Source organism: Proteus sp. G3927 (assembly GCF_963894685.1).
Lineage (GTDB): Bacteria > Pseudomonadota > Gammaproteobacteria > Enterobacterales > Enterobacteriaceae > Proteus > Proteus mirabilis.
The window spans coordinates 68,392-89,211 of the sequence record NZ_CAWQGX010000003.1; the positions used below are offsets into that span (position 1 = coordinate 68,392).

Sequence of the window (20,820 nt, forward strand, 5' to 3'; positions counted from 1 at the left end):
TGCAGATTTGGAGGCGTAAAGATGGAGACGGCAGCAGAAATAAGAGGGCGGATATTTAATATCCAAAAATACTCTATTTATGATGGTGATGGTATTCGTACTCTGGTTTTCTTAAAAGGCTGTAATATCCGCTGCCCTTGGTGTTCAAACCCAGAAGGTCTTAGCAGTGAATTTCAGGTGATGTACTCTCGCGATAAATGCGTAGATTGCGGTAAATGTGTTGATGTGTGTCCGGCTGGTGTGCATTACATGACAACCAATGAGCAAGGGCAGCAAGTTCATCGCGTTGATCGCGCAGTTGATTGTATTGGATGTCGTCAATGTGAAGAAGTGTGTCTTTCTGATGCACTGGATATTATGGGTAAAGATGTCTCTGTATCTGAATTGATGGACATTATCATGCAAGATTACGACTTCTATATCTCTTCCGGCGGTGGTGTCACAATCGGTGGCGGCGAAATGAGTTTACAAACGGATTTTGCTGTAGCTCTGTTACGTGAATGTAAAAAGATGATGATCAATACCGCGGTGGAAACACAAGCAACCACTAATGTGGCTAATTATGAAAAATTAGCGCAAGTCGTTGATCAGTTTCTAATTGATATCAAACACATTGATACTACTCAGCATAAAGCATTATTTGGCATTGGTAATGAGAATGTCCGCCGTAATTTAGAGCGTTTGATGGATCTCGGTGCAAATGTGGTTATCCGTATGCCTTTAGTGCGAGGTTATAACGACTCTTATGATGCGATTACTGGTGCGATTAACTACGCCATGGCGTTGTCAAAACGCGGTAATCTTCAGCGCATCGATATTCTACCTTATCACCAATTTGGCCGTAATAAATACCAAAAATTGGAGATGATCTACCCCATTAAAAACGATCCGGGATATACGCCAGAAGAGCTCGATCGCTTAGAAGCCTTCTTTAAACAATTTGATTTTGAGATCCGTCTTGTCCGCCACTAATCAGTAGGAGAGAAAGATGAACAGTTTAGGTGTGATTGAAACACGCGGATTAACCGCTGCGATCCAAGCTGCTGATGCGGCTTGTAAAGCTGCCAGTGTTGAAATTATCGGTTATAGAAAAATTGGATCAGGGTTAGTTTCTGTCTGTTTTCAAGGTGAGATCAGTGCGGTAAAAACAGCGGTTGAGCATGGTGTAGATGTGGTGAGCCAAAAAGAGTTGGTTATCGGATCACTCGTCATAGCAAGACCTGAGCCAAGTGTTATCACCAAATTGTTGACAATAAAAGGTAAGAAAAAAAGCACTGTTATTAGTGAAGAAACACAACAGAATGCACTCAAAACGCTGGCTGAAAACAGGGTTGAAACTGTCATGAAGCATGAAAGTGGCGATAGTGACGCGACAAAAGAAGTTGCAGATCGACTGGCTCAAAATAGTGCCCCTGAAACTAAAGCAATGACAGCAGATAAAGCACCAAGCAGTAAAAAAGAGAGTAAACCTGAAAGCCGTAAAGGTAAAAAATAATGATTAATCAACAACTAATGGGAAAAATTCTCACTCGTTTAAATATCCCCAATGTGGGAATGGGCATAAATCAAGGGATCGCTATTCCTGTTGGTATTTCTAATCGACATGTACATCTTTCACAACAAGATGTAGATGCGTTATTTGGTCACGGCTATCAGATCACCCCGTTTAAAGATCTAAAACAACCGGGACAATTTGCCGCCAAAGAGTGTGTGATGGTAGTCGGGCCTAAAGGCTCTATCAGTAAAGTTCGTGTTTTAGGGCCGGTTCGTCCACAAAGCCAATTAGAGATTTCAAAAGCAGATTGTTTTGCATTAGGTATAAAGGCACCCGTGCGTGGTTCCGGTGATTTAGCAGGCTCCGGTAATGCGGTTTTAATGGGGCCTGCGGGATATGTGGAATTAAAACAGCAAGTCATTTGTGCTCAGCGTCATATTCATATGAATAATATTGATGCTAGAGCGTTAAATGTGACCAATGGTCAGAAAGTGCATGTAAAAACAGAGGGTGAACGTAGCCTGATTTTTGATGAAGTGATTGTGCGTGTCAGTGAGAAATTTGCATTGGAATTTCATATTGATACCGATGAGGCAAATGCGGCAGGACTTAGAAATAACGACAGCGTGTTTATTGTCAGCTAAGACAATGAGGTGAGGTAATGGACAATCAATTAATTGAACGGATTGTTGCAGAAATAGAAAAGCGTATAAAAAAGCCGGTGTTGTTAGTTTTAACACCGGCGCCGGGATATCGTGATGAAATCTATCAACGCATTAGCCATTTTTCCACTGTACGGGCCTCTATTTTTGTTACCACACAGGCACAGCAATGCCATGATTTATCGCAGTGGTGCCATGTAGGGGATATCACTAAAGCCGATGAGTTTGATCCCCATAGGTTATCCGCTTATCAGGCATTATTTATTCCCTATTTTGACAAAAAGCTGGTGGGGGAAATTATTAATGGGTTAATGATTAGTGAAGAAGGAACACTTATTCATTCCGCATTGGCTAAAAATATTCCTATTATTGCATTACCTTACTTTTGTCAGCCAAATAGTGAAATTAATGAAATTTTAGGTTTAAACCAAAATGAACACTATAACTTAGTGCTAAAACAGAATATTGAACGATTAATATCAATGGGTATTACTTTTTGCTCAATAAATGAAGTTGAAGATAATTTAAAAAAGAATGCTTTTGATCACAAGTTAAAATTTATTAATAAAACGGAAACAAAACAACTGAATAATAATCGCTATATTACTTTGAAACAAGTAATGAGTAACCCTGAAAAATACCAATTATCACAAGATAAATTAACCGATTCTGCTATTGAATATTTAAAAAGTTTGAAAGATTAAAATATACATATCTAAAAATTTAGGAGTCTTATTATGTCCCCAAAAGCAAAATCATGGCTTTGGATGCTGGCGGTTATTATTTCAGAAACCTCAGCAACCTCGACCTTAAAAATGTTTGATAATAGTGAAGGAATAACAAAGACATTATTATTAGGATTAATTATTGTTCTTTATATTGTTTGTTATTATTCATTATCTCGTGCAGTTAAAAATATCCCAGTAGGCTTAGCTTATGCCACCTGGTCCGGAACCGGTATCTTAGTTGTATCTACTTTAGGTATGGCATTTTACGGTCAACATCCTGATACGGCTGCTATTATTGGTATGGCAGTTATTGCTAGCGGGATCGTCATTATGAATCTGTTTTCGAAAATGGGTTCCGAAGAAGAGTCAGAAGAAACGACGGAGTTATCAAATATAAAACAGACTGTATCGTCAGTGAATAAATAAATCTATTTCTTAATAATCTATATTTAATAAAACTATTTTTTAATAAATAAGTACTTTATTAAAATAAATAAGGATAACCATTATGTTTACCGGATTCTTATGGCTGGCGCTGTCTATTGGTTCTGAAATCACGGGCACTTCAATGATTAAAAAGACCAATGGCTTTAGTAAATTAGCTCCCTCTGTTTTAGTGATTGCCGCTTACTGTATTTGCTATTTCGCTTTAACACGTGCAATGGGCTATATCCCTGTTGGTGTGGCATATTCCTTGTGGTGTGGATTTGGTATTGTTGGGGTAACATTAGTTGCCATGATTTTATATAAACAAAAACCCGATCTACCCGCTATATTCTCAATGGCATTGATTATCTCTGGTGGGATAATTATGAATACCTTTTCAACGATGTAAGATAAGTTTATAAACAAGAGACTAAATTGTCTTTTAATTTTAAATGCCGATATGTTATTCAACAATATCGGCATTTTTATATTCACTTATATTCATTTCTTAAAATGAACATGAGTGAGAAAAGATGTTTTTTTTATATTTTAAAGTTTTTATCAATATAAAGTTGGGAGACGGTTATGTAAAATTAAGTTATAAAAGGGTGATATATGCCAAAAATAGTTTCTTATATAAGTACAAAATTTAATAGCGTAAAAAATGCTTTAGGAATAAAAGATACCACGGGAAATCCTAATTTCAGTAGTGTTAAGAATACTAGTGCTATATGGTATACAGAAATTTTATCTGAAAAAAAAGCACCTGTTCTCTATATGCGACAAAATATCAATAACGTAAATAATATCCAAAGATTAGTATCTACAGAAGTTCTTAACAAATTATATTATGATGAAAACTCACCTCAATATGATGAAAATAACTATCAATGTGTACCTAATTCTAGATATAGAATACCATATTGTAAAAAAACTTTAATAGAATCTAATGGGGTATTATTACCTACTAATAATGTGAGTGTTAAGAACTCTCCTTATGTGACTTTTGCAAGCCAATATCCTCTTAATGATAAAGAGAGTTTAAAACATTATTTTAATATGTTATTTGATAATGATATAAAGACAGTTTATGTTTTAGCCTCGAATAAGGATATTGAATGCGACCTCTCAAAACCTGATATTGAATATGATAAAAGCAATTCTCAGCAGAAAGGGTTTAAATACTTTAGAGAGGATTTTTATTCAGATAATATAGAATCTCGCCACTTTAATAAGTGGGATTTCAGTCGTTTTAAAATAAAAGGTAAAAATGGGGATAATGAAATTTTAGGAAATGAAAGAACTTTAGATTGCAAAGTATATACTAAGAAATTGACTAAAAAAGGTTGTGATGAAAATAAAGATATAAACTTTGTACATATTTATAATTGGGAAGATCATACAGAAATAGATGCGACAAAATTAAAAAATACAATTGATTTGATTGGCAAACAATTAACAATAAACCCAACAAAAGAAAATATAGCTGTCCATTGTCTTGCGGGATTAGGAAGAACAGGAGAGTTTATTGCTTTAATGGAGATGATGAAAATGATAGAGGCAAGAAATACAAAAACAAAAAGCTTAGAAAGTATTCTCGTTCACTTAAGGAAAAATCGCAGTTGGCAGCTACTTAAAATGAAAGTACAAGTTAATGAGCTGATTAAGTTTGCAATAAATAATAACATTCCTTTAGTCAATGATCATATTAAAATAAAATAATATTTATTCAAAAAATAACTATAACCATCCCCATTGTATTTACAATGGGGATGGGTTTTACGACATTACCGCTTGTTATTTTTATTGCTCACTGATTTGCTGTAATTGTTTTTGACGCTCAGTCTGAGCGCTGACTTGATGGTTTCGAGCTAAGAAGCTGTACATTGTGGGTAATACAAATAGCGTAAATAGCGTGCCAACTAACATACCTGATACAATAATCAACCCTAATCCATAGCGACTATTCGCTCCAGCACCACTGGCAAATAGCAGAGGAATAAGCCCGATAACCATTGCTGCCGTAGTCATTAAGACAGGGCGTAAGCGGATTTTTGCTGCTTCAACAATCGCCTCACGTCGATTTAGATTTTTATGAACTTGTAATTCATTAGCGAACTCCACCATTAAAATACCGTGCTTACTGATAAGTCCTATCAAGGTGACTAAACCAATTTGAGTGTAGATATTTAATGTCACCATACCTAAAGCTAATGGCACTAATGCACCACAAATTGAGAGTGGTACCGTAATTAAAATAATCAATGGATCAACCAAGCTTTCATATTGTGCGGCTAATACCAAATAAATAACGATAAGGGCGGCAATAAATGCAAAGACTAAGGTATTTCCTTCTTGGGTAAATTGGCGAGCATCAGATTGCCAATCATGGCTAAAGCCAGCGGGTAAGGAATTTGCCACATGTTCAAGAAACGCAACAGCTTGCCCCATGGTGACACCCGGTGCTGGAATAGCTTGAAATATAGCGGCATTTTGTTGATTAAATTGCGTTAATTTATTGGGTTCAACTTGAGTGGTAATATTGACCACGGTTGATAATGGAATTAACAGGTTATCTTGAGTACGAATATAGTGCCCTGCAAGTGCTGCCGGAGTTAAACGTTGTTGACGTATACTTTGGGGGATCACATCATAAGAGCGACCATCCATACCAAAGCGATTGATATAGTGTTCACCCACTAATAAGGATAGTGATTCGCCAATATCTTGCATGCGAATACCAAGGGTATTGGCTTTGGCACGATCAATAGTGATCTGCACAACAGGGTTGTTGTAATCAAGATCACTATCCACTACGACAAATAGACCACTTTCTCGTGCTTGCTGTTTGATCTCTTCCATCGTGTCAAATAAAACGGGATAACCTAATGGGCTACGTAACACCATTTGGACAGGTAATCCGCCGACAGAGCCAGGTAATGATGCTAATTGAAAAGCAAAAATACTGCTTCCTTCAACATCCGCAACACGATTTTGTAGGTCTGCCTGAATTTGATTGGCATTACGATCACGACCTTTCCAACCATCAAAATTAATCCCACCAAAGCTTGCTGAAGGGCCATCAGTACCATTGATGATCCATGTGCTGTCTGTTTCTGGTAGGCTCATATAAATATCATCAAGTTTCTGATTGAAATGTTCCGCATAGGCAAGATTTGCATGTTGTGGTGCTTTTACCGCGGTTAAAACGCTCGCTTGATCTTCTAAAGGTGCTAACTCTTGTTTTGTCTGGCTATATAAAAACGGCAAGCTAACAAACACGGCTAAGGCGAAAACGACGGTTAACCAGCGATGGGTTAAAGAAAAATTAAGCAAATAGCTATAGTAATATGTCAATTTATCAAAGGTATATTCGGCTATTTTAGCCATCCTGCCTTCATTTTCTTTCGGTTTGAGCATTAATGAGCTCATGACCGGAGATAAGGTTAATGCCACAATACCCGATACAATGACACTACCAGCAAGCGTTATGGCAAATTCTTTAAACAGTGCACCAGTTAATCCTGACATGAGGCCGATTGGCGCGTAAACGGCAGCTAAAGTGATGGTCATGGCGATAACCGGCCCCGCGACCTCTCGTGCCCCCACTAATGCGGCCTGCACTGGTGATAATCCCTCTTCAATATGACGATGTACGTTTTCAACCACCACTATCGCATCATCGACAACTAATCCAATGGCTAAAACCATAGCTAGCAAAGTAAGCAAATTAATACTAAAACCAAATGCCAACATTAATCCGGCTGCCCCCAACATAGATAAAGGGATAGCAAGCACAGGAATAATTACAGAACGTAATGAGCCTAAGCAGAGATAAATAACAGCAATAACAATTAAAATGGCTTCAATTAATGTTTGCACCACCTGATCAATAGAAGCTTTAATAAAACGTGAAGTTTCAAAGGCCAGCTCCACATTTACACCTGGTGGGAGTGTTTTTTCTATATCAGTAAGGTTTTCGCGAATACCATCAACAATGATTAACGGGTTACCTGTTGGTGTTGGAAATAGGCCTAAGAAGACGGCTTTTTTGCCATTCATGATGCCACTGGTTTCAGTAGCAGCCGCACCTAGCTCGACGGTGCCAATATCACGTAGACGTATAAGATTATGGCCATCATTGTGGATCACCATATCTTTAAATTCTTCCACATTGGTTAAATCGGTATTGACATAAACATTCGCAATAACAAACTCACCTTCGACCTTCCCGGGAGCTGCTTGGTAATTATTACGGCGAATGGCATCAGCGACATCACTAGCAGTTAAGTTTCGCCCCGCTAATTTATCAGTATCTAGCCATACGCGCATGGCCAGTTGTTGTCCGCCAAAGACTTGTACTTTGGCGACCCCATTAATGGAGGAAAACATCGGTTCAACCACACGAGATAGATAGTCAGTTAATTCTGGAATAGAAATTTGCTCACTGGAAAAGCCAACATAAGCGACTGCGGTTGATTCACCAGAAGAAAGTTCAATCACAGGATCATAAGCTTGTTCTGGCAATTTATAACGTACTTGATTGACCTTGGCCATCACTTGCGTTAATGCTTGTGTCGGATCGCGGTTTAACTCCATTCTTACCGTGACAAAACTTTTTCCTTGTACTGAAGATGAAGAAATATAATCAACGCCTTCCACCGAGGAAACGGCTTGTGTAATAGGTTGAGTCACAAAACCTTGCATCAGTTCAGACGATGCGCCAGGGTAGTCTGTTGCAATGGTAATCGTTGAGTTTTGTAACATGGGGTACTGGCGAATAGGTAGTTTACTGAACGCAAATGCGCCCAGTAAAAAAATCAAGGTGCTAACTACTAACGCTAAAACAGGTCGTCGCACAAAAATATCAGTGAATTTCATGAAACACTCCTGTTATGGTTGACGAGTAGTAGATTGGGCCAGTGTTAACGTATCTTGCTCTATGGGGGCTATTGAGGTGCCATCACTAAGTTTGATTTGCCCTGAGGTAACAACTTGATCTCCCTGATTTAAGCCTTCTTTGATCTCGATAAGGCCGTTGTAGCGCAATCCAACTTTCACAGAGACACGCTTAGCGATAAGGTTTTTTTGATTGTCAGATTGCGCTACAAACACGGTATCCCCATAGGCAGTATAAGTAACCGCTGTCTCTGGTACGGTTAATGCCTGATGACGAGTAGGGGAGGTAACTTGAACACGAGCAAACATGCCCGCTTTTAATTTGTTATCGGTATTCGGTAAAATGGCTTGTACTTGCACAGTGCGAGAAGGGCCAATAAGAGGGTCTATGGCATTAAGTGAGCCGGTAAATGTTTGATTAGGATAAGCATCAACTGCAATATTAATAGGTTGATGAGTTGAAAGCTGTGGCGCCACTTGCTCATCGAGTGAAAAGTTAAGTTTTAAGTGGCTTGCATCCACTAATGAGGCAACACGTTCCCCAGCATTTAGATACTGTCCTTCATGCACGAGTTTTATGCCGACAATACCATCAAAGGGAGCTTTAATTGTTTTTTGTGCAATGCGCGCTTTCACTTCACGGATAGAGGCTACAATCATATCGCGCTCTGATAACGTACTATCTAATTGTGCTGCTGCAGCCACATTTTTACTATAAAGTTGGCGAGTTCTTGAATAAAGTTTTTCTGCATTAGTTAGTTGTGCTTGTAGGCGTAATAATTCCGCTTGCTCTGGCTCATCATTTAATTTTACTAAGATTTGTCCCGCGGTGACGGTCTGTCCTGATGCAAAGTGGATAGTGGCGATGCGCCCATTTGTTTCTGCCGCTAAATAGACTTGTCTAGCAGCTTCCAATTCTCCAACACCATGCATGGTATTGGGTAATTCAGCGGATTGCGCGGTTGCTAATGCCACTTTTGTTGGTGGATAAGCAAATGGCTGTGTTTCATCTTCATCAGATCCCATTGTTGCATAAACCATTGCCCCTGCACTTAATAAAAATAGTGAGGCACATAAAGTTAACGTCAATTTCTTATTCATTTTACCGCCGATCCCATAGTGAAGTTTTTATCTATTTTTAGGGTGTTATGAGTTGAATTTTTTCCATAATGCTCTGAAGTGGCTAGCCATTGCGGTTGCCATTAGTCCTCCAATCACAGAGGTATGCTCTATCGCAAAATACATGGATAACATCGCTTTATCGCCGGTCATATTCCAAAACGTATGTACAATCACAATGGTTAAAAATAAGAAAGTGGCTAATGCGCCAGCACCTAACCATAGGTAACGATCAAAAAGGACTAAAATCGATCCGGCGAATAAAACAATGGCGCTGGCGAGATTAAAAAACCAATCAGGGTTTAACCCTGCTGCACGCATCTCTGCCAAACTATTCTCATAATCAAATACCTTGGCAAAACCCGATGATAAAAATAACAATAGAATTAGCACTCTTGCGACAATCCATAATGTTTGGCTTTCAAGAATACGTGCAATTGAGTTAGGCATGTATCAGTCCTCAATAAACTTAAAAATAAAAATCAGGCAATTGGCTGACTTGACTTTGTATTGGGACAGGACTATAAAACCTCAAGTTAACTTGAGGTCAAGTGAAAAATAAAAAAGGTAGCAAATGAGTAAAGAGAAAATAGATTTTAATCGAGCGCTCACGGTTGGCGAAGTGGCAAAACGCAGTGGTGTACCCATCTCTACACTGCATTTTTATGAAGAAAAAGGATTGATAAAAAGTTCTCGGAGCCCTGGAAATCAGCGCCGTTACCCGTCAGTGGTACTCCGTTATGTGGCAATTATTAAAGCAGCGCAGAGTACAGGTATTCCATTAAAAGAAATTCAGGAAATATTAGGGAAATATCCACCAAATAGTAAATTAACTGCAGAACAATGGCATGAAATATCAACGGATTGGAAAATACGGCTCGATGAGCGTATTCGGCGTCTTAAGCGATTACGTAATGGACTTGATCACTGTATTGGCTGTGGATGCCTATCATTAAATGATTGCCCATTACGTAACCCTGATGATATTTTAGGAGAAAAAGGGCCTGGTGCTCAAATGTTATGATCACAATGAAAATGTCACCCTATCAGGCTTAAAAAAACCTTCGAATTCATCATTGTTATCGATCATACCTAATAATTCTTGGGTGACTTGATGGTAAAAACCTTGATAAGATAGCCGTGAAATTAGTGCTTGATTAATTAAGTTTTTATTTTCATGATGCTCTAATTCACTTTGTTGGTGTGCATAAACTAATAAGGCTATTTGTCGCTTCTCTTTTAACGTTTGATTACCTCCATCTTTGACATCAAATTGGTCTAATAAAGTAAGAATATCATTAGCATGGCTAAGATCCGCCTTGCTTAAATCTTGATAAAAAGTCAGTTTCAAATTTTCGATAATAGGATCTGATCCTTTTCTCGAAATATTGTTAGCACTAGATAAAGTCGAAGGAGAGTTATATACCTGCTGTGCGCGGAAAGGATCAATTTTCATTGTTATCCTCGTTTAAAATTGGCTTTCTTGAAGAAAGATCGTCTGAGGGGGTAAATGTATTGATAAAGTTTAATAGCAGTTGTTTGATGTTTTGCTCAAAAATCGGTTGATAAGTTTCAGAAAAAGGCCGATGAAATTGTGCTCTTAGATCGTTGAGAAATATGGCAGGATCAAAAAAAGTAATTTGATCACCGGTATGAATAGCAATGGTCTTGTTGTTATGGCAGTTTAACTTAATATTGCTATTGTCGAGTTCACTCTCAAAATAGCGCTGTAGTGTTGTGGGAATATCGAGTGTTACTTTTTGCTCAAGAGGAACAGATGACATCAGATATTGAGTGAGTTTAACTTGTATTTCAGGTGAATCTAAGAATTCTCCAATCGTTGCGACTAGTTGTTCTCGTTGCTGAAATTCATATTGTACAAATTTTTCTTGATATTCAATTGAGAATCTTATTATATCAGCTAATAAAACCTGTAATCCTTTAGCATAAGCTTCGTTAGCTACCTTATTACGAAGTTTATCTAGTTTATGATTAAAGTGATGCAGCATTTTTTTTGCTGCCTGCTTGGTCGCTAATGTTGTTTTATGAATATTATCGAGCTGTCGTATATAGTGAGCTCGTATTAATACACCTTCACAGGTATATTTTAAAAGGTTGTCAGGTAACAAGCGTAGCATAATTTAATACCAGTAAAAAAAGTGTAGGAGATAAAACAAGTGATTTAGGAAATTCAATATTAATTGATAAAGATTTTGGTGAAAAAAGTAATTTAAAACGTTGAGCTAGTGCGTTCGATATTAGCTTAATAAAATTAAATAGTAATTGATAGCCAATATCTATGGGGGAAATAACTTTTAGTGACAGTAATATTTTGCTATCGATAGTCCTATTTAACATAGGATAGAGAGCTAAAAATGCTTTTAATGAAGGTTCTAAATGATAATAATTTTGTGCTAATAGTGTATGACGAGAATAAAAATAACCTAAAAATAAAGCACAACGAGGAAGAGTGTGCCAATGAGTAAATATTTTTTCTACGGTAGTATCAATCTCACAATCAATATGCAGTATAAGTTGATATTGCTGAATTAAATGACGATTAGCTATTTTTTGCCATAGAGTATTTTCTTTTGGCGATGCTAATACATCGTAGTCTGAATGGATATAACTTAACGGTTCATACATTACATTAGAGATCAATTTAAATTGTTCAGCAGTCAGATTACTCATTCTCGCTTACCATTTTATTGACTTGTTTACGACGATAAATAATCAATATGACCATAATTATTATAATTAAACTAATTACTGATAACCCTATGAGTAACCAAGAATTACTCAATGATGTCGTATTATCTTGGTGAAGTTGATTATTTAATATCGTAAATTTATTGATATTCCGTGGATATAATAAAACAGTAATATTACTCTCATCCATATCATTAAAAGCATTATGGATAAAAGCACGAACATCGTCACTTAGCTGATCACTATCTATCATGCCATCTTCATAGAAAACTAAAGCAGAAGCATGAGGTGTTGGCGTTATACGATCATTTGATGATAGTGGATAACTGACATGTACTCTCGCATCGATAAGATGATCAATGGTTAATAATGATTGTTCTAACCGTTGCTCAATGGCTGAAATTAAACGTGCTTTTTCAGCTTGAGGCGATGAAACTAATGCATCTGATGGAAATAATTGTGTAATTTCAATACGAGAAATTGTTGGTAATTGATATTCTTCTAATATTTGAATAGCAATCCCTATATTTTCCTTTTTAACTGAGATCTCAAATAATCCTTTTCCTAACGCAGTACGAGTACTTGTTATTTGGTGTTTCTGTAACACCGCTTGAATTTCAGTTGCTTGCCTTTGACTTAAATTAGTGAGCAGTGATTGATCCTTACAACCGTTTAATAAAGGAAGTAAGCAACATAAAAATAGTAATAACAAATACCGTCTATTCATTACTATTGAGCCTTAAGTAGTGTTTCCACAATATTGAGAGATTTTCTTGCTAACGTACTCGCTAAGCTCATCGTAATTGAATAATCGCTAAGTTCTATTTGTAAATTCGTATAACTTTGGGCATCACCTAATTGGCTTAATGTTGTTAACTTTTCTTGTATCTTTTTTTCATATTGCATACTACTAATAATGCCATTTACCATGATAGTCGATAAACTATCATCACTTGTATCTTGTAGTTCTTTGGTTAAATTAACGGGAATAATAGGTGCAATAGCCATACATAACCTCCGTAAAACTCATGTTAACGCATATTACCAATAATACTCATTGCTAGATCTTTAATGACTTTGATTGATGTAGATTGGGCATTACGTGTAATATTATATTCGGCAAGTTTGGCTTGATATTCGGCTAATGCCGCGGCATTAGATGTATCAGCTTTTAATGCTTCTAAGGCTTCAGATAACTCATAGCTTTGGGTTTTCACAGGTTTATGAAAATATTGGTCAACTTTACTAATTGAACTTACATCTGTTTCAACAAGACTCGCAGCCATAAATTACTCCTTTGTGCTTAAATTTGTTATGTTACTCATCATATCTTGATTATCCTTGAGGAAAATAACGATGCTGATTATCAAGAAAAATATATCCATTATCTTCTTGTAGCATTGCTTTATTTTTCAAGTTGATATTAACTTTATTTTCACGATAAAAAATAAATTTTCTTCCAAAAAAAGCTGCCTGTTTTTTTATATAAGCATTAAATTTTTCTTTGTCATTTACGCTTAGCTTATCATCAAAGATAAAAATTAAGCCGTTATTTTTTTCTTCAATAGTATATCCTATTGTTTTAGTGAAATTTAGCTTGTTTATCTCTTCAACAATTTTAGCAATTGATAATTCTTTTATGATTGGCTGACAATTTTTGGGAAAATTGTCATTGATGGCTTGAATGATTTTTAACTTTTCATTTTTATTATAATAAAAAAAACTCACTATAGGTTTAGTGTTGTCTTTTAAAGTAACGTGAATTTTATTATTAGTTGCTAATTTGATAATTTTTTCTTTGTTCAAAAATGAAATTTTTGTTTTTGAATCACTATCTTTTATTAAATTTTTAGAAGAGTAAGGTTCAGTGTAAATACATAAATAACCATTTTCTCCTTTGAATTCATTTGAATATGAACTTTTAAAAGCCAATTCCTTTGGTTTATTTTCTAATGGTTTTGATACATTCATAAAAGTAAATGATACTATAAAAAATGCAATAACAAATATAAATGATACAATGATTTTTCTATTAATTGTCCATTTTTTTGAATTTAAATCAAAAGATGTTATAGACAAATCATCTTTATGACTAATTAAGAAAATAGGAAAATTATTGATATATATAGGCTTATCGAGTTCTAATGGTAGTTCTTTGCTAATTTCTTTAGAAATTAAACCATCTTCTATTTTATATTTATTATTTTTTGTATTATGCTCATCAAGCATAATCGTAATTATCTTTTCATGTTCTTTCTTGTTGCAAGGAATGTAAAGTGTTAATTTCTCATTTTCTATTTTATTTTCAATATGTTCTTTACTATGTAGAATTAATGAGTATTGATTAGGTAGCAAAGGCGTTATTATCCCTTTTAAAGGACCACTGAGAACATAAATATAATACAGCATAGAGTTAACCCAATAATAAATGTTAATTAATTCATGTTATAAATATATTTTAGTCATATAAACAATAAAATTCTTTAAAAAAACATAGGTGTTTTATTTGAAAATAAATGTTGATATATTACTGTTGTTTTTTTAATAATAATCAATGAGAATTGTTATTTATTTTTAAAGTTAATTCTAGGCTATATTATTATAGTGTTCTATAAATTATGGCTATAATAACATTTTGAAAAATAGTTTGTTTTTTTGAACCCTTAATAGATTATAAGTATAGGCTGAGGTATTTACCATGTTAATAAATGATATAAAAATAAGTGGCGATAAAAATATTTTATCAGGGAATTTATTATTCATGTGCATTCCTTTAAATGATGAATATCCAATAAGAATATACGATGATAAAACGACTAAAATTATAAAGGGAAAGGCTTTTATTTATAATTCAAAAAATGAAAATGTTATTTTTCAATCAGAAAATCAGTCATGGCGTATTGAAAAGAGATCATTTTTTATTTGTGCCAGATTATTGGCATTTATTGATTATGCTAGAGATTTTTCAAAAATGACAGCAGTTGGCACTAATTTTGATATTAATCAACAAATTTTTTATATAAAAGAGGGGAGTGGAACATTAGAACATCTGATTATTAATGAGGCACTGAAAGATGAAAGCCAATTAGAACCTCTTTTTGTGACAATAAGACACAGTGAAAGTTACTGGCTTATATTACATCTGATTAGTTATTTGGATGAGAAAAAAAGCAATATTGCACAAATAGGTGAACGATATGGTGTATCTGGGACACATTTTAGACGGCTGTGTAAACGTTATTTAGGTAATTGTGGTAAAAGTCAATTACGTTCATGGCGTGCGGCATCTTCTATTTTGACAACGCTATCAACAGATGAATCATTGACTCAGATTGCAGTCGATAATGGTTTTAGTTCAGCATCTCATTTTTCTAATGAAATTAAGACATTATTTGGTATTACACCAACTGAATTTCGGCGAATTGGCCAATATCTTTATGAACATAAAAAATAAAATTTACTGTATCATTGGAATTATCATTTTTTATAGCTTCTTTTTGCCAACTCAAGCGGCAGAAGGAAAGGTTATTTATACACATCAGGTTAAAAAACCTGATGTTTTTGTTGCGGTAAATACACATATTGAACAGTTTTTCCTAGTGCTATCAGATAAATTAAATAAACCTTTTATTCTAAGCAGCGCAGTAAAAAAAGAGCGGATCAGTGGAAAATTTGATATTTCTTCACCTGAAGACGCCTTTGAATTAATGGTAAAGCGTTTGTCATTACTTTATTTTAATGACGGAGAATCTATTTATATTTATCGCGATAATGAGATACAGCAACAGCTATTTCAAGTGAAAAATATCAGCTTGAGTAAACTGAAAGAGTATCTACAAGATGTTGGATTATATGATCTCCGCTACCCATTACGTGCAGGTCACGATCAGCGTACTTTTTATCTCTCAGGTCCTCCTATTTATATTAGCCTAGTTAAGGCTGCTGCTGAGCTTTTGGATAATGATGTACAAGAACAAATTAATGAAAATATCAATAATCAAGTTCCAACCGGAAGCTCTCGTTATGGCGATGAGTTTGTGCAGATATTTCCATTAAAAAACACTTTTGTACAAGATAGAACCTATATATTACGTGATGAAAAAGTGGTTTTACCAGGTATAACAACGGTTTTGCAACAGCTATTTATGCCATCGGGAGAGAAAGAAAAAACAGTCAGAAGAGCGCGTGAGATTATCGAAGATAATGATAAATATCAGGATGATAAAATTACCAACGATATACAAGATACTCATTCACCGATTATCACTCAAATGGGCAAATATAATGTTGAACTCGTTCCTTTACCTGGATCAAATAGCCTGTTGGTTAAAACGAGTCGAGAAGGTTTAGCTTTAGTTAGCTCACTTATTTCACAATTAGATAAACCGAAAAGACAAGTTGAATTGTCATTATGGATAATTGATATTTCTAAAAGTAAAGCCGATAGTTTGGGGGTGAATTGGCAGGGGAGTTATGGCTCGGGTAAAAATACATTTTTCTTTAATACCGCTAGTTTAAGTGCTGTATCTGGTTTTAGTTTTTTAAGTAAAATCAAAGCACTCAGTGAGGAAGGGGAAGCTAAAATGGTTTCTCGTCCTATTTTGTTAACTCAAGAAAATACCCCCGCCATATTTGATAATAACACCACCTTTTATACACAAATTAAAGGTGAGCGAGTTGCTTCATTAGAATCTACAACATTCGGCACTATGATCAGTGTATTGCCTCGTATTAGTAATACTAACCAAGAGATTGAGATGATTATCAATCTTGAAGATGGCGCCGAGAAAAAAAGTGATGATGAAGATAGAGAAGAAGGGATTGAAAAATTACCTGTTATTAATCGCACAAATATCAGCACCGTGGCCCGAGTTTCTGAAGGCGGTAGTTTATTAATTGGTGGATATACACGAGAAGATAACATAAAAGCAGAAAACAAAATTCCTTTTTTAAGTGCTATACCTTTAGTTGGCCGAGCATTTAGCTATCAGTCAGATAATAATAAAAAAATGGTGCGTATTTTTATGTTACAACCGCGTTTATTAGATAAAACTGATACGCACGGATTGGACTCTTTAACTGAACACCCATTTTTACCGATGGATAAAAAAACATCTCAAGCGCTAAAACAAATTCAGGCATTTATGAGGTGATATTATGATCGGACCAATTAATACTGCAACTTCGACAAATGGTGCCAGCAACAGTATTAGTAAAGAAAGTCAGCAAGACATAGAATATAAGCAACCACAAATAAACGAAAGTGAAAATTATCAAAATCAATTAATAGAAATATCTGATGATATGTCTATGGTGGCAACTCTTTTTTCTCAGCGATTAGGAAAATTATTAGACAAAAAAGCCAATAAAGGGCAAGAAGCTTTATATATTGCAGAAGATGGTGCTGATGAGAAACTTGATAAGGTGATGCTTCAATTTAGAAAATCGGGGAGAAGTTTACAGGAATTATTGCAATATTTACGTAAAATGTTCCCTGATCCTAGTGATCTCGTTATGGTTTTACGAGAATTACTTAGGAAAAAAAAATTAGGTGCACAATTAGATGCAGGTATTGAAAATGAGATCAATAGGTTACTTGCAGGTGAGGAGGGTAAGCAAATTAAGGCGGGCATTAATATTGCTCTCCAAGCTAAAGCCTTTGCTAAATTACTTTGTTTAGATGCATCAGTATTAAGAGACCTTTACCGTAGTTACATTATTCTGGATATTGAACCTATTTATTTTTTCAAAATGTGGATAGAAAAATATGATATAAAAAAATGTTCAATTATTTTGAATTTTCTAACACAGAGCTTGATTTGTGATATGAAATCGTTAATGCCAAGTTGCTCTCAAAGTTCAGAGTTTGGTTATCTTTTGGAAAAGGTAAATAAATTACGATTATTATATAGCTTTATAGAAATGAATATAGAAAATTTAGTTAAAGAAGATTTAAAGAGTTTTATAAAAGAAGATGATTTTTATCAACTAACTATTAATGGAATGATATCTCCAGAACAAATGGAAAAATATTTAATATCACTTATGGATAATCAATGGAAAGGTTATTTTATTAAAATAAAAATGAGGTTGCTACAACAGTTAAAGACAATGTTCAATAAATATCCTGAATTATTATACTTATCTGATGATTTTAGAAATGAATGCCAAATAATGATACAAAAAATTATAGATAATTATATTAAGCAAGAGCAATATCAATTAAGAAAATAAAAAACAATTAATTATTGGCAAAGTTTATGATTTATAAGTTTCTATTAGCAATAAAAAACAAACCAGAACTTATCGTACTATCAGTGATGATACTGGTTATAATGATGTTAATTATACCTTTGCCAACTTATTTGGTCGACTTTCTTATAGGTTTAAATATTACTATTGCAATTCTTATCTTTATGAGTTCATTTTATATTAAACGTATACTGAACTTTATGACATTTCCTGCATTATTGCTTATAACAACTCTTTTCCGGCTTGCTTTATCAATAAGCACTAGCCGTCTTATATTATTAGATGCCGATGCAGGAGAGATCATTACCTCATTTGGTGAGTTTGTCATTGGTGAAAATCTTGTTGTAGGTTTTGTTGTCTTTTCCATTGTGACCATAGTGCAATTTCTCGTGATTACTAAAGGATCTGAACGAGTAGCGGAGGTCGCGGCTCGTTTTTCTTTGGATGGTATGCCTGGAAAACAAATGAGTATTGATGCTGATTTAAAATCAGGGATCATTACGAATGAAGAAGTTCAGATCAGAAGGAAAGAGTTAGGACAAGAGAGTCAATTATATGGTTCATTCGATGGTGCCATGAAATTTATAAAAGGGGATGCGATAGCCGGCATTGTCATTATCTTCGTGAACTTAATTGGTGGCATATCGGTAGGTATGGCTCAAATGGGGTTATCTATTACAGAGGCATTACATACATATACACTTTTAACGATAGGGGATGGATTAGTTGCACAAATTCCTGCTTTACTTATCTCTATTAGTGCCGGATTTATTGTAACACGTGTCGGTGGTGAAAATAATAATTTGGGCTATAGCATTATGAATGAGCTATTGGCACAAGATTTTGCTTTGCTTGTTACAGCTATTTTGGCTTTTGGTATCGGTTTTTTACCAGGATTTCCCACACCTGTTTTTCTTATTTTATCTGTAATGCTTGGCGTTTACTTTTTTAAAATAAAATGGAAGAGTAGTAAAAAAGAATATAAAACAGAAGATGAAAAAGATAATCATAATGCTACTAATGCCGACAGTAAAAAAGGACTTATGTCAAATTTATTTTCTGGTAAACATGGGGAAGAAGTAGATAATAGTTTATTAACAGAAAATATTACCTTATCACAAGCTGAAACTTTGCCATTAATCATCACTCTTTCTACTAAGAAAAAACCATATTTAACAAAAATAGTTTTTGAAAAATGGTTACAAAAAGAATTTATTTTACAATATGGTATATTATTACCAGATATTGTGATTCACTATTCAGATAAAATAGATGACGATAAAATTATTATTTTAATTAACGAAGTTAAAGCAAAAGAACTTAATTGTCCTTTTCCTCTTTTTCATATAGAAAATCCTAATGATGAATTGCTCTCTTTAGGCTTTAACTTAATAAGTATTGAAGATGATAATAAAACCCATTATTGGATTGAGCGTGATGATGAATCTAAATTAGCTCCATTAGGTTACAAAGCGGAACGTTCAGAAAGTTACTTTTATAGAAAATTCTCTGATCTGATCACATTAAATATTACAGAGTTTCTTGGTATTCAAGAAACAAAAGATATCCTTGATAAATTAGAAAAGAGTGCCCCTGAGCTTTTAAAAGAGTGTTATAGGCAAGTTTCTATTCAGAGGATAAATGATGTTTTGCAACGATTAGTACAAGAAAAAATTCCTATTAGAAACATAAAGACTATTATAGGGGGCTTAGTTCAATGGGGGAGCAAAGAAAAAGATCCCGTGCTACTTACTGAACACATTAGAACGCTTCTTGCTCGTTATATTAGTTATTTTTTTTCAACCGATGGGAAGTTTAATGCAATTATCTTATCTAACGATATGGAAGAGATAATTCGTAGTGGAATAAGACAAAGTTCTTCTGGCACATTATTGAATTTAGAACCTGCTGAATTAGATATGATAATAGAAAAAATATCTATGGTTATTGATGATATTAAATATATTCAGGATTATATATTTTTAACATCAATAGATATAAGGCGTTTTGTAAAAAAACTAATAGAAACTCAATATCCTCAAATACCGGTATTATCTTATGATGAGATAACATCTGATATTGAAATTAATGTATTACAATCTATTTAGGAGTGATTATGTCTTTTGATCTTGCTAGCTTACTTATGGATGCAATGAATGTTATTGGTCGGAATGATTTATTTTCAGGGGGGAAATCAATCGATAACCATTCAACCATTACCATTAGTTTAGGTGATATGCCAGATATTAATTTATTGGTTGTTGACGAGGTTCCTATGATTTGGTCGGTGCTTTGTGATTATGATGAAAAATTACTTACACAAATTAGTGCCGAATTATTATTAGATAGCATCAATAATCAAACAGAAAGTTTTTACCCTGGACAACCGGCCTTGGTGAGAATTGAGGACTCTTTAGAATTAAGAGCATCATTTATGCCAATTGCATTGCAAAATGGAGAAAGCATGGCAAGAGCCATTGATGACTATTTTCAAATTATGAATAGTATACATCAACGGTTTATTGGCTAA

Annotated in this window: 23 protein-coding genes; 13 read left to right on the forward strand and 10 right to left on the reverse strand. The window is 34.6% G+C overall.

Annotation, left to right across the window (positions count from 1 at the left end):
- The first annotated feature begins 21 nt into the window (after nucleotides 1-21).
- The 7 genes from cutD to AACV00_RS00435 all read left to right on the forward strand — a co-directional run bounded on the left by cutD (nucleotide 22) and on the right by AACV00_RS00435 (nucleotide 5,033).
- Nucleotides 22-972: a choline TMA-lyase-activating enzyme gene (cutD, locus tag AACV00_RS00405; RefSeq protein WP_004245863.1), complete on the forward strand. Its 951-nt coding sequence runs from the start codon at nucleotides 22-24 to the stop codon at nucleotides 970-972.
- A gap of 16 nt (nucleotides 973-988) precedes the next feature.
- On the forward strand, nucleotides 989-1,495 hold the full coding sequence (locus tag AACV00_RS00410) for a BMC domain-containing protein (RefSeq protein ID WP_104459555.1): 507 nt from the start codon (nucleotides 989-991) through the stop codon (nucleotides 1,493-1,495).
- Nucleotides 1,495-2,139 (forward strand): phosphate propanoyltransferase, encoded by a 645-nt coding sequence (locus tag AACV00_RS00415; RefSeq protein WP_004249187.1) that lies wholly within the window; start codon nucleotides 1,495-1,497, stop codon nucleotides 2,137-2,139. The genes AACV00_RS00410 and AACV00_RS00415 overlap by 1 nt, the downstream gene beginning before the upstream one ends.
- A 17-nt stretch (nucleotides 2,140-2,156) precedes the next feature.
- Nucleotides 2,157-2,861, forward strand: a complete 705-nt coding sequence (locus tag AACV00_RS00420) for a hypothetical protein (protein ID WP_017628498.1) — start codon at nucleotides 2,157-2,159, stop codon at nucleotides 2,859-2,861.
- 33 nt (nucleotides 2,862-2,894) lie between these two features.
- Nucleotides 2,895-3,311: a DMT family transporter gene (locus tag AACV00_RS00425; RefSeq protein WP_004249190.1), complete on the forward strand. Its 417-nt coding sequence runs from the start codon at nucleotides 2,895-2,897 to the stop codon at nucleotides 3,309-3,311.
- 82 nt (nucleotides 3,312-3,393) lie between these two features.
- Nucleotides 3,394-3,720, forward strand: coding sequence for a DMT family transporter (locus AACV00_RS00430; protein ID WP_004245856.1), 327 nt, complete (start codon nucleotides 3,394-3,396; stop codon nucleotides 3,718-3,720).
- 206 nt (nucleotides 3,721-3,926) lie between these two features.
- Entirely contained in the window at nucleotides 3,927-5,033 is a 1,107-nt protein-coding gene (locus AACV00_RS00435; protein WP_036919162.1) for a protein-tyrosine phosphatase family protein, read from the forward strand.
- Between the two features lie 81 nt (nucleotides 5,034-5,114).
- Here AACV00_RS00435 and AACV00_RS00440 read toward each other — a convergent pair whose 3' ends face one another.
- The 3 genes from AACV00_RS00440 to AACV00_RS00450 are packed head-to-tail and all read right to left on the reverse strand — an operon-like array spanning nucleotide 5,115 to nucleotide 9,779.
- Entirely contained in the window at nucleotides 5,115-8,192 is a 3,078-nt protein-coding gene (locus AACV00_RS00440; RefSeq protein WP_036919158.1) for a MexW/MexI family multidrug efflux RND transporter permease subunit, read from the reverse strand.
- Between the two features lie 12 nt (nucleotides 8,193-8,204).
- Nucleotides 8,205-9,311 carry an efflux RND transporter periplasmic adaptor subunit gene (locus tag AACV00_RS00445; protein WP_004249194.1) on the reverse strand — a complete coding sequence of 369 codons (1,107 nt, stop codon included), beginning with the start codon at nucleotides 9,309-9,311 and terminating at the stop codon, nucleotides 8,205-8,207.
- 45 nt (nucleotides 9,312-9,356) lie between these two features.
- The gene (locus tag AACV00_RS00450) at nucleotides 9,357-9,779 is read right to left on the reverse strand and encodes a DoxX family protein (protein ID WP_004245852.1); all 423 of its coding nucleotides are present in this window, start codon (nucleotides 9,777-9,779) and stop codon (nucleotides 9,357-9,359) included.
- Between the two features lie 124 nt (nucleotides 9,780-9,903).
- Here AACV00_RS00450 and soxR point away from each other — a divergent pair, with 124 nt between their 5' ends.
- On the forward strand, nucleotides 9,904-10,353 hold the full coding sequence (gene soxR / locus AACV00_RS00455; protein WP_004245851.1) for a redox-sensitive transcriptional activator SoxR: 450 nt from the start codon (nucleotides 9,904-9,906) through the stop codon (nucleotides 10,351-10,353).
- Here soxR and AACV00_RS00460 read toward each other — a convergent pair whose 3' ends face one another.
- The 7 genes from AACV00_RS00460 to AACV00_RS00490 are packed head-to-tail and all read right to left on the reverse strand — an operon-like array spanning nucleotide 10,354 to nucleotide 14,447.
- Entirely contained in the window at nucleotides 10,354-10,785 is a 432-nt protein-coding gene (locus AACV00_RS00460; protein ID WP_004249195.1) for a hypothetical protein, read from the reverse strand. It abuts the gene before it with no gap.
- Nucleotides 10,775-11,467 carry a hypothetical protein gene (locus tag AACV00_RS00465; protein WP_036919155.1) on the reverse strand — a complete coding sequence of 231 codons (693 nt, stop codon included), beginning with the start codon at nucleotides 11,465-11,467 and terminating at the stop codon, nucleotides 10,775-10,777. Before AACV00_RS00465 ends, AACV00_RS00460 begins: the two co-directional genes overlap by 11 nt.
- Complete coding sequence (locus tag AACV00_RS00470; RefSeq protein WP_036919153.1) at nucleotides 11,448-12,020, reverse strand: type III secretion protein; 573 nt, start codon at nucleotides 12,018-12,020, stop codon at nucleotides 11,448-11,450. Before AACV00_RS00470 ends, AACV00_RS00465 begins: the two co-directional genes overlap by 20 nt.
- Entirely contained in the window at nucleotides 12,013-12,765 is a 753-nt protein-coding gene (sctJ, locus tag AACV00_RS00475) for a type III secretion system inner membrane ring lipoprotein SctJ (RefSeq protein WP_004245847.1), read from the reverse strand. The genes AACV00_RS00470 and sctJ overlap by 8 nt, the downstream gene beginning before the upstream one ends.
- A 2-nt stretch (nucleotides 12,766-12,767) precedes the next feature.
- Entirely contained in the window at nucleotides 12,768-13,046 is a 279-nt protein-coding gene (gene sctI / locus AACV00_RS00480) for a type III secretion system inner rod subunit SctI (RefSeq protein WP_004245846.1), read from the reverse strand.
- 23 nt (nucleotides 13,047-13,069) lie between these two features.
- Nucleotides 13,070-13,324, reverse strand: coding sequence for a type III secretion system needle filament subunit SctF (sctF, locus tag AACV00_RS00485; RefSeq protein WP_012368477.1), 255 nt, complete (start codon nucleotides 13,322-13,324; stop codon nucleotides 13,070-13,072).
- A gap of 49 nt (nucleotides 13,325-13,373) precedes the next feature.
- Nucleotides 13,374-14,447: a hypothetical protein gene (locus tag AACV00_RS00490; protein WP_012368476.1), complete on the reverse strand. Its 1,074-nt coding sequence runs from the start codon at nucleotides 14,445-14,447 to the stop codon at nucleotides 13,374-13,376.
- A gap of 289 nt (nucleotides 14,448-14,736) precedes the next feature.
- Between AACV00_RS00490 and AACV00_RS00495 the strand changes: the two genes are divergently transcribed.
- Genes AACV00_RS00495 through AACV00_RS00515 form a run of 5 tightly spaced genes read left to right on the forward strand, consistent with a single transcriptional unit; the run spans nucleotide 14,737 to nucleotide 20,820 of the window.
- The gene (locus tag AACV00_RS00495) at nucleotides 14,737-15,492 is read left to right on the forward strand and encodes a helix-turn-helix domain-containing protein (RefSeq protein ID WP_004245842.1); all 756 of its coding nucleotides are present in this window, start codon (nucleotides 14,737-14,739) and stop codon (nucleotides 15,490-15,492) included.
- Complete coding sequence (gene sctC / locus AACV00_RS00500) at nucleotides 15,476-17,191, forward strand: type III secretion system outer membrane ring subunit SctC (protein ID WP_004249201.1); 1,716 nt, start codon at nucleotides 15,476-15,478, stop codon at nucleotides 17,189-17,191. The genes AACV00_RS00495 and sctC overlap by 17 nt, the downstream gene beginning before the upstream one ends.
- A 4-nt stretch (nucleotides 17,192-17,195) precedes the next feature.
- Nucleotides 17,196-18,272 (forward strand): type III secretion system gatekeeper subunit SctW, encoded by a 1,077-nt coding sequence (gene sctW, locus AACV00_RS00505; protein ID WP_004245840.1) that lies wholly within the window; start codon nucleotides 17,196-17,198, stop codon nucleotides 18,270-18,272.
- A 26-nt stretch (nucleotides 18,273-18,298) separates the two neighbouring features.
- On the forward strand, nucleotides 18,299-20,398 hold the full coding sequence (locus AACV00_RS00510) for an EscV/YscV/HrcV family type III secretion system export apparatus protein (RefSeq protein WP_004249202.1): 2,100 nt from the start codon (nucleotides 18,299-18,301) through the stop codon (nucleotides 20,396-20,398).
- 8 nt (nucleotides 20,399-20,406) lie between these two features.
- Complete coding sequence (locus AACV00_RS00515) at nucleotides 20,407-20,820, forward strand: InvB/SpaK family type III secretion system chaperone (RefSeq protein WP_004245838.1); 414 nt, start codon at nucleotides 20,407-20,409, stop codon at nucleotides 20,818-20,820.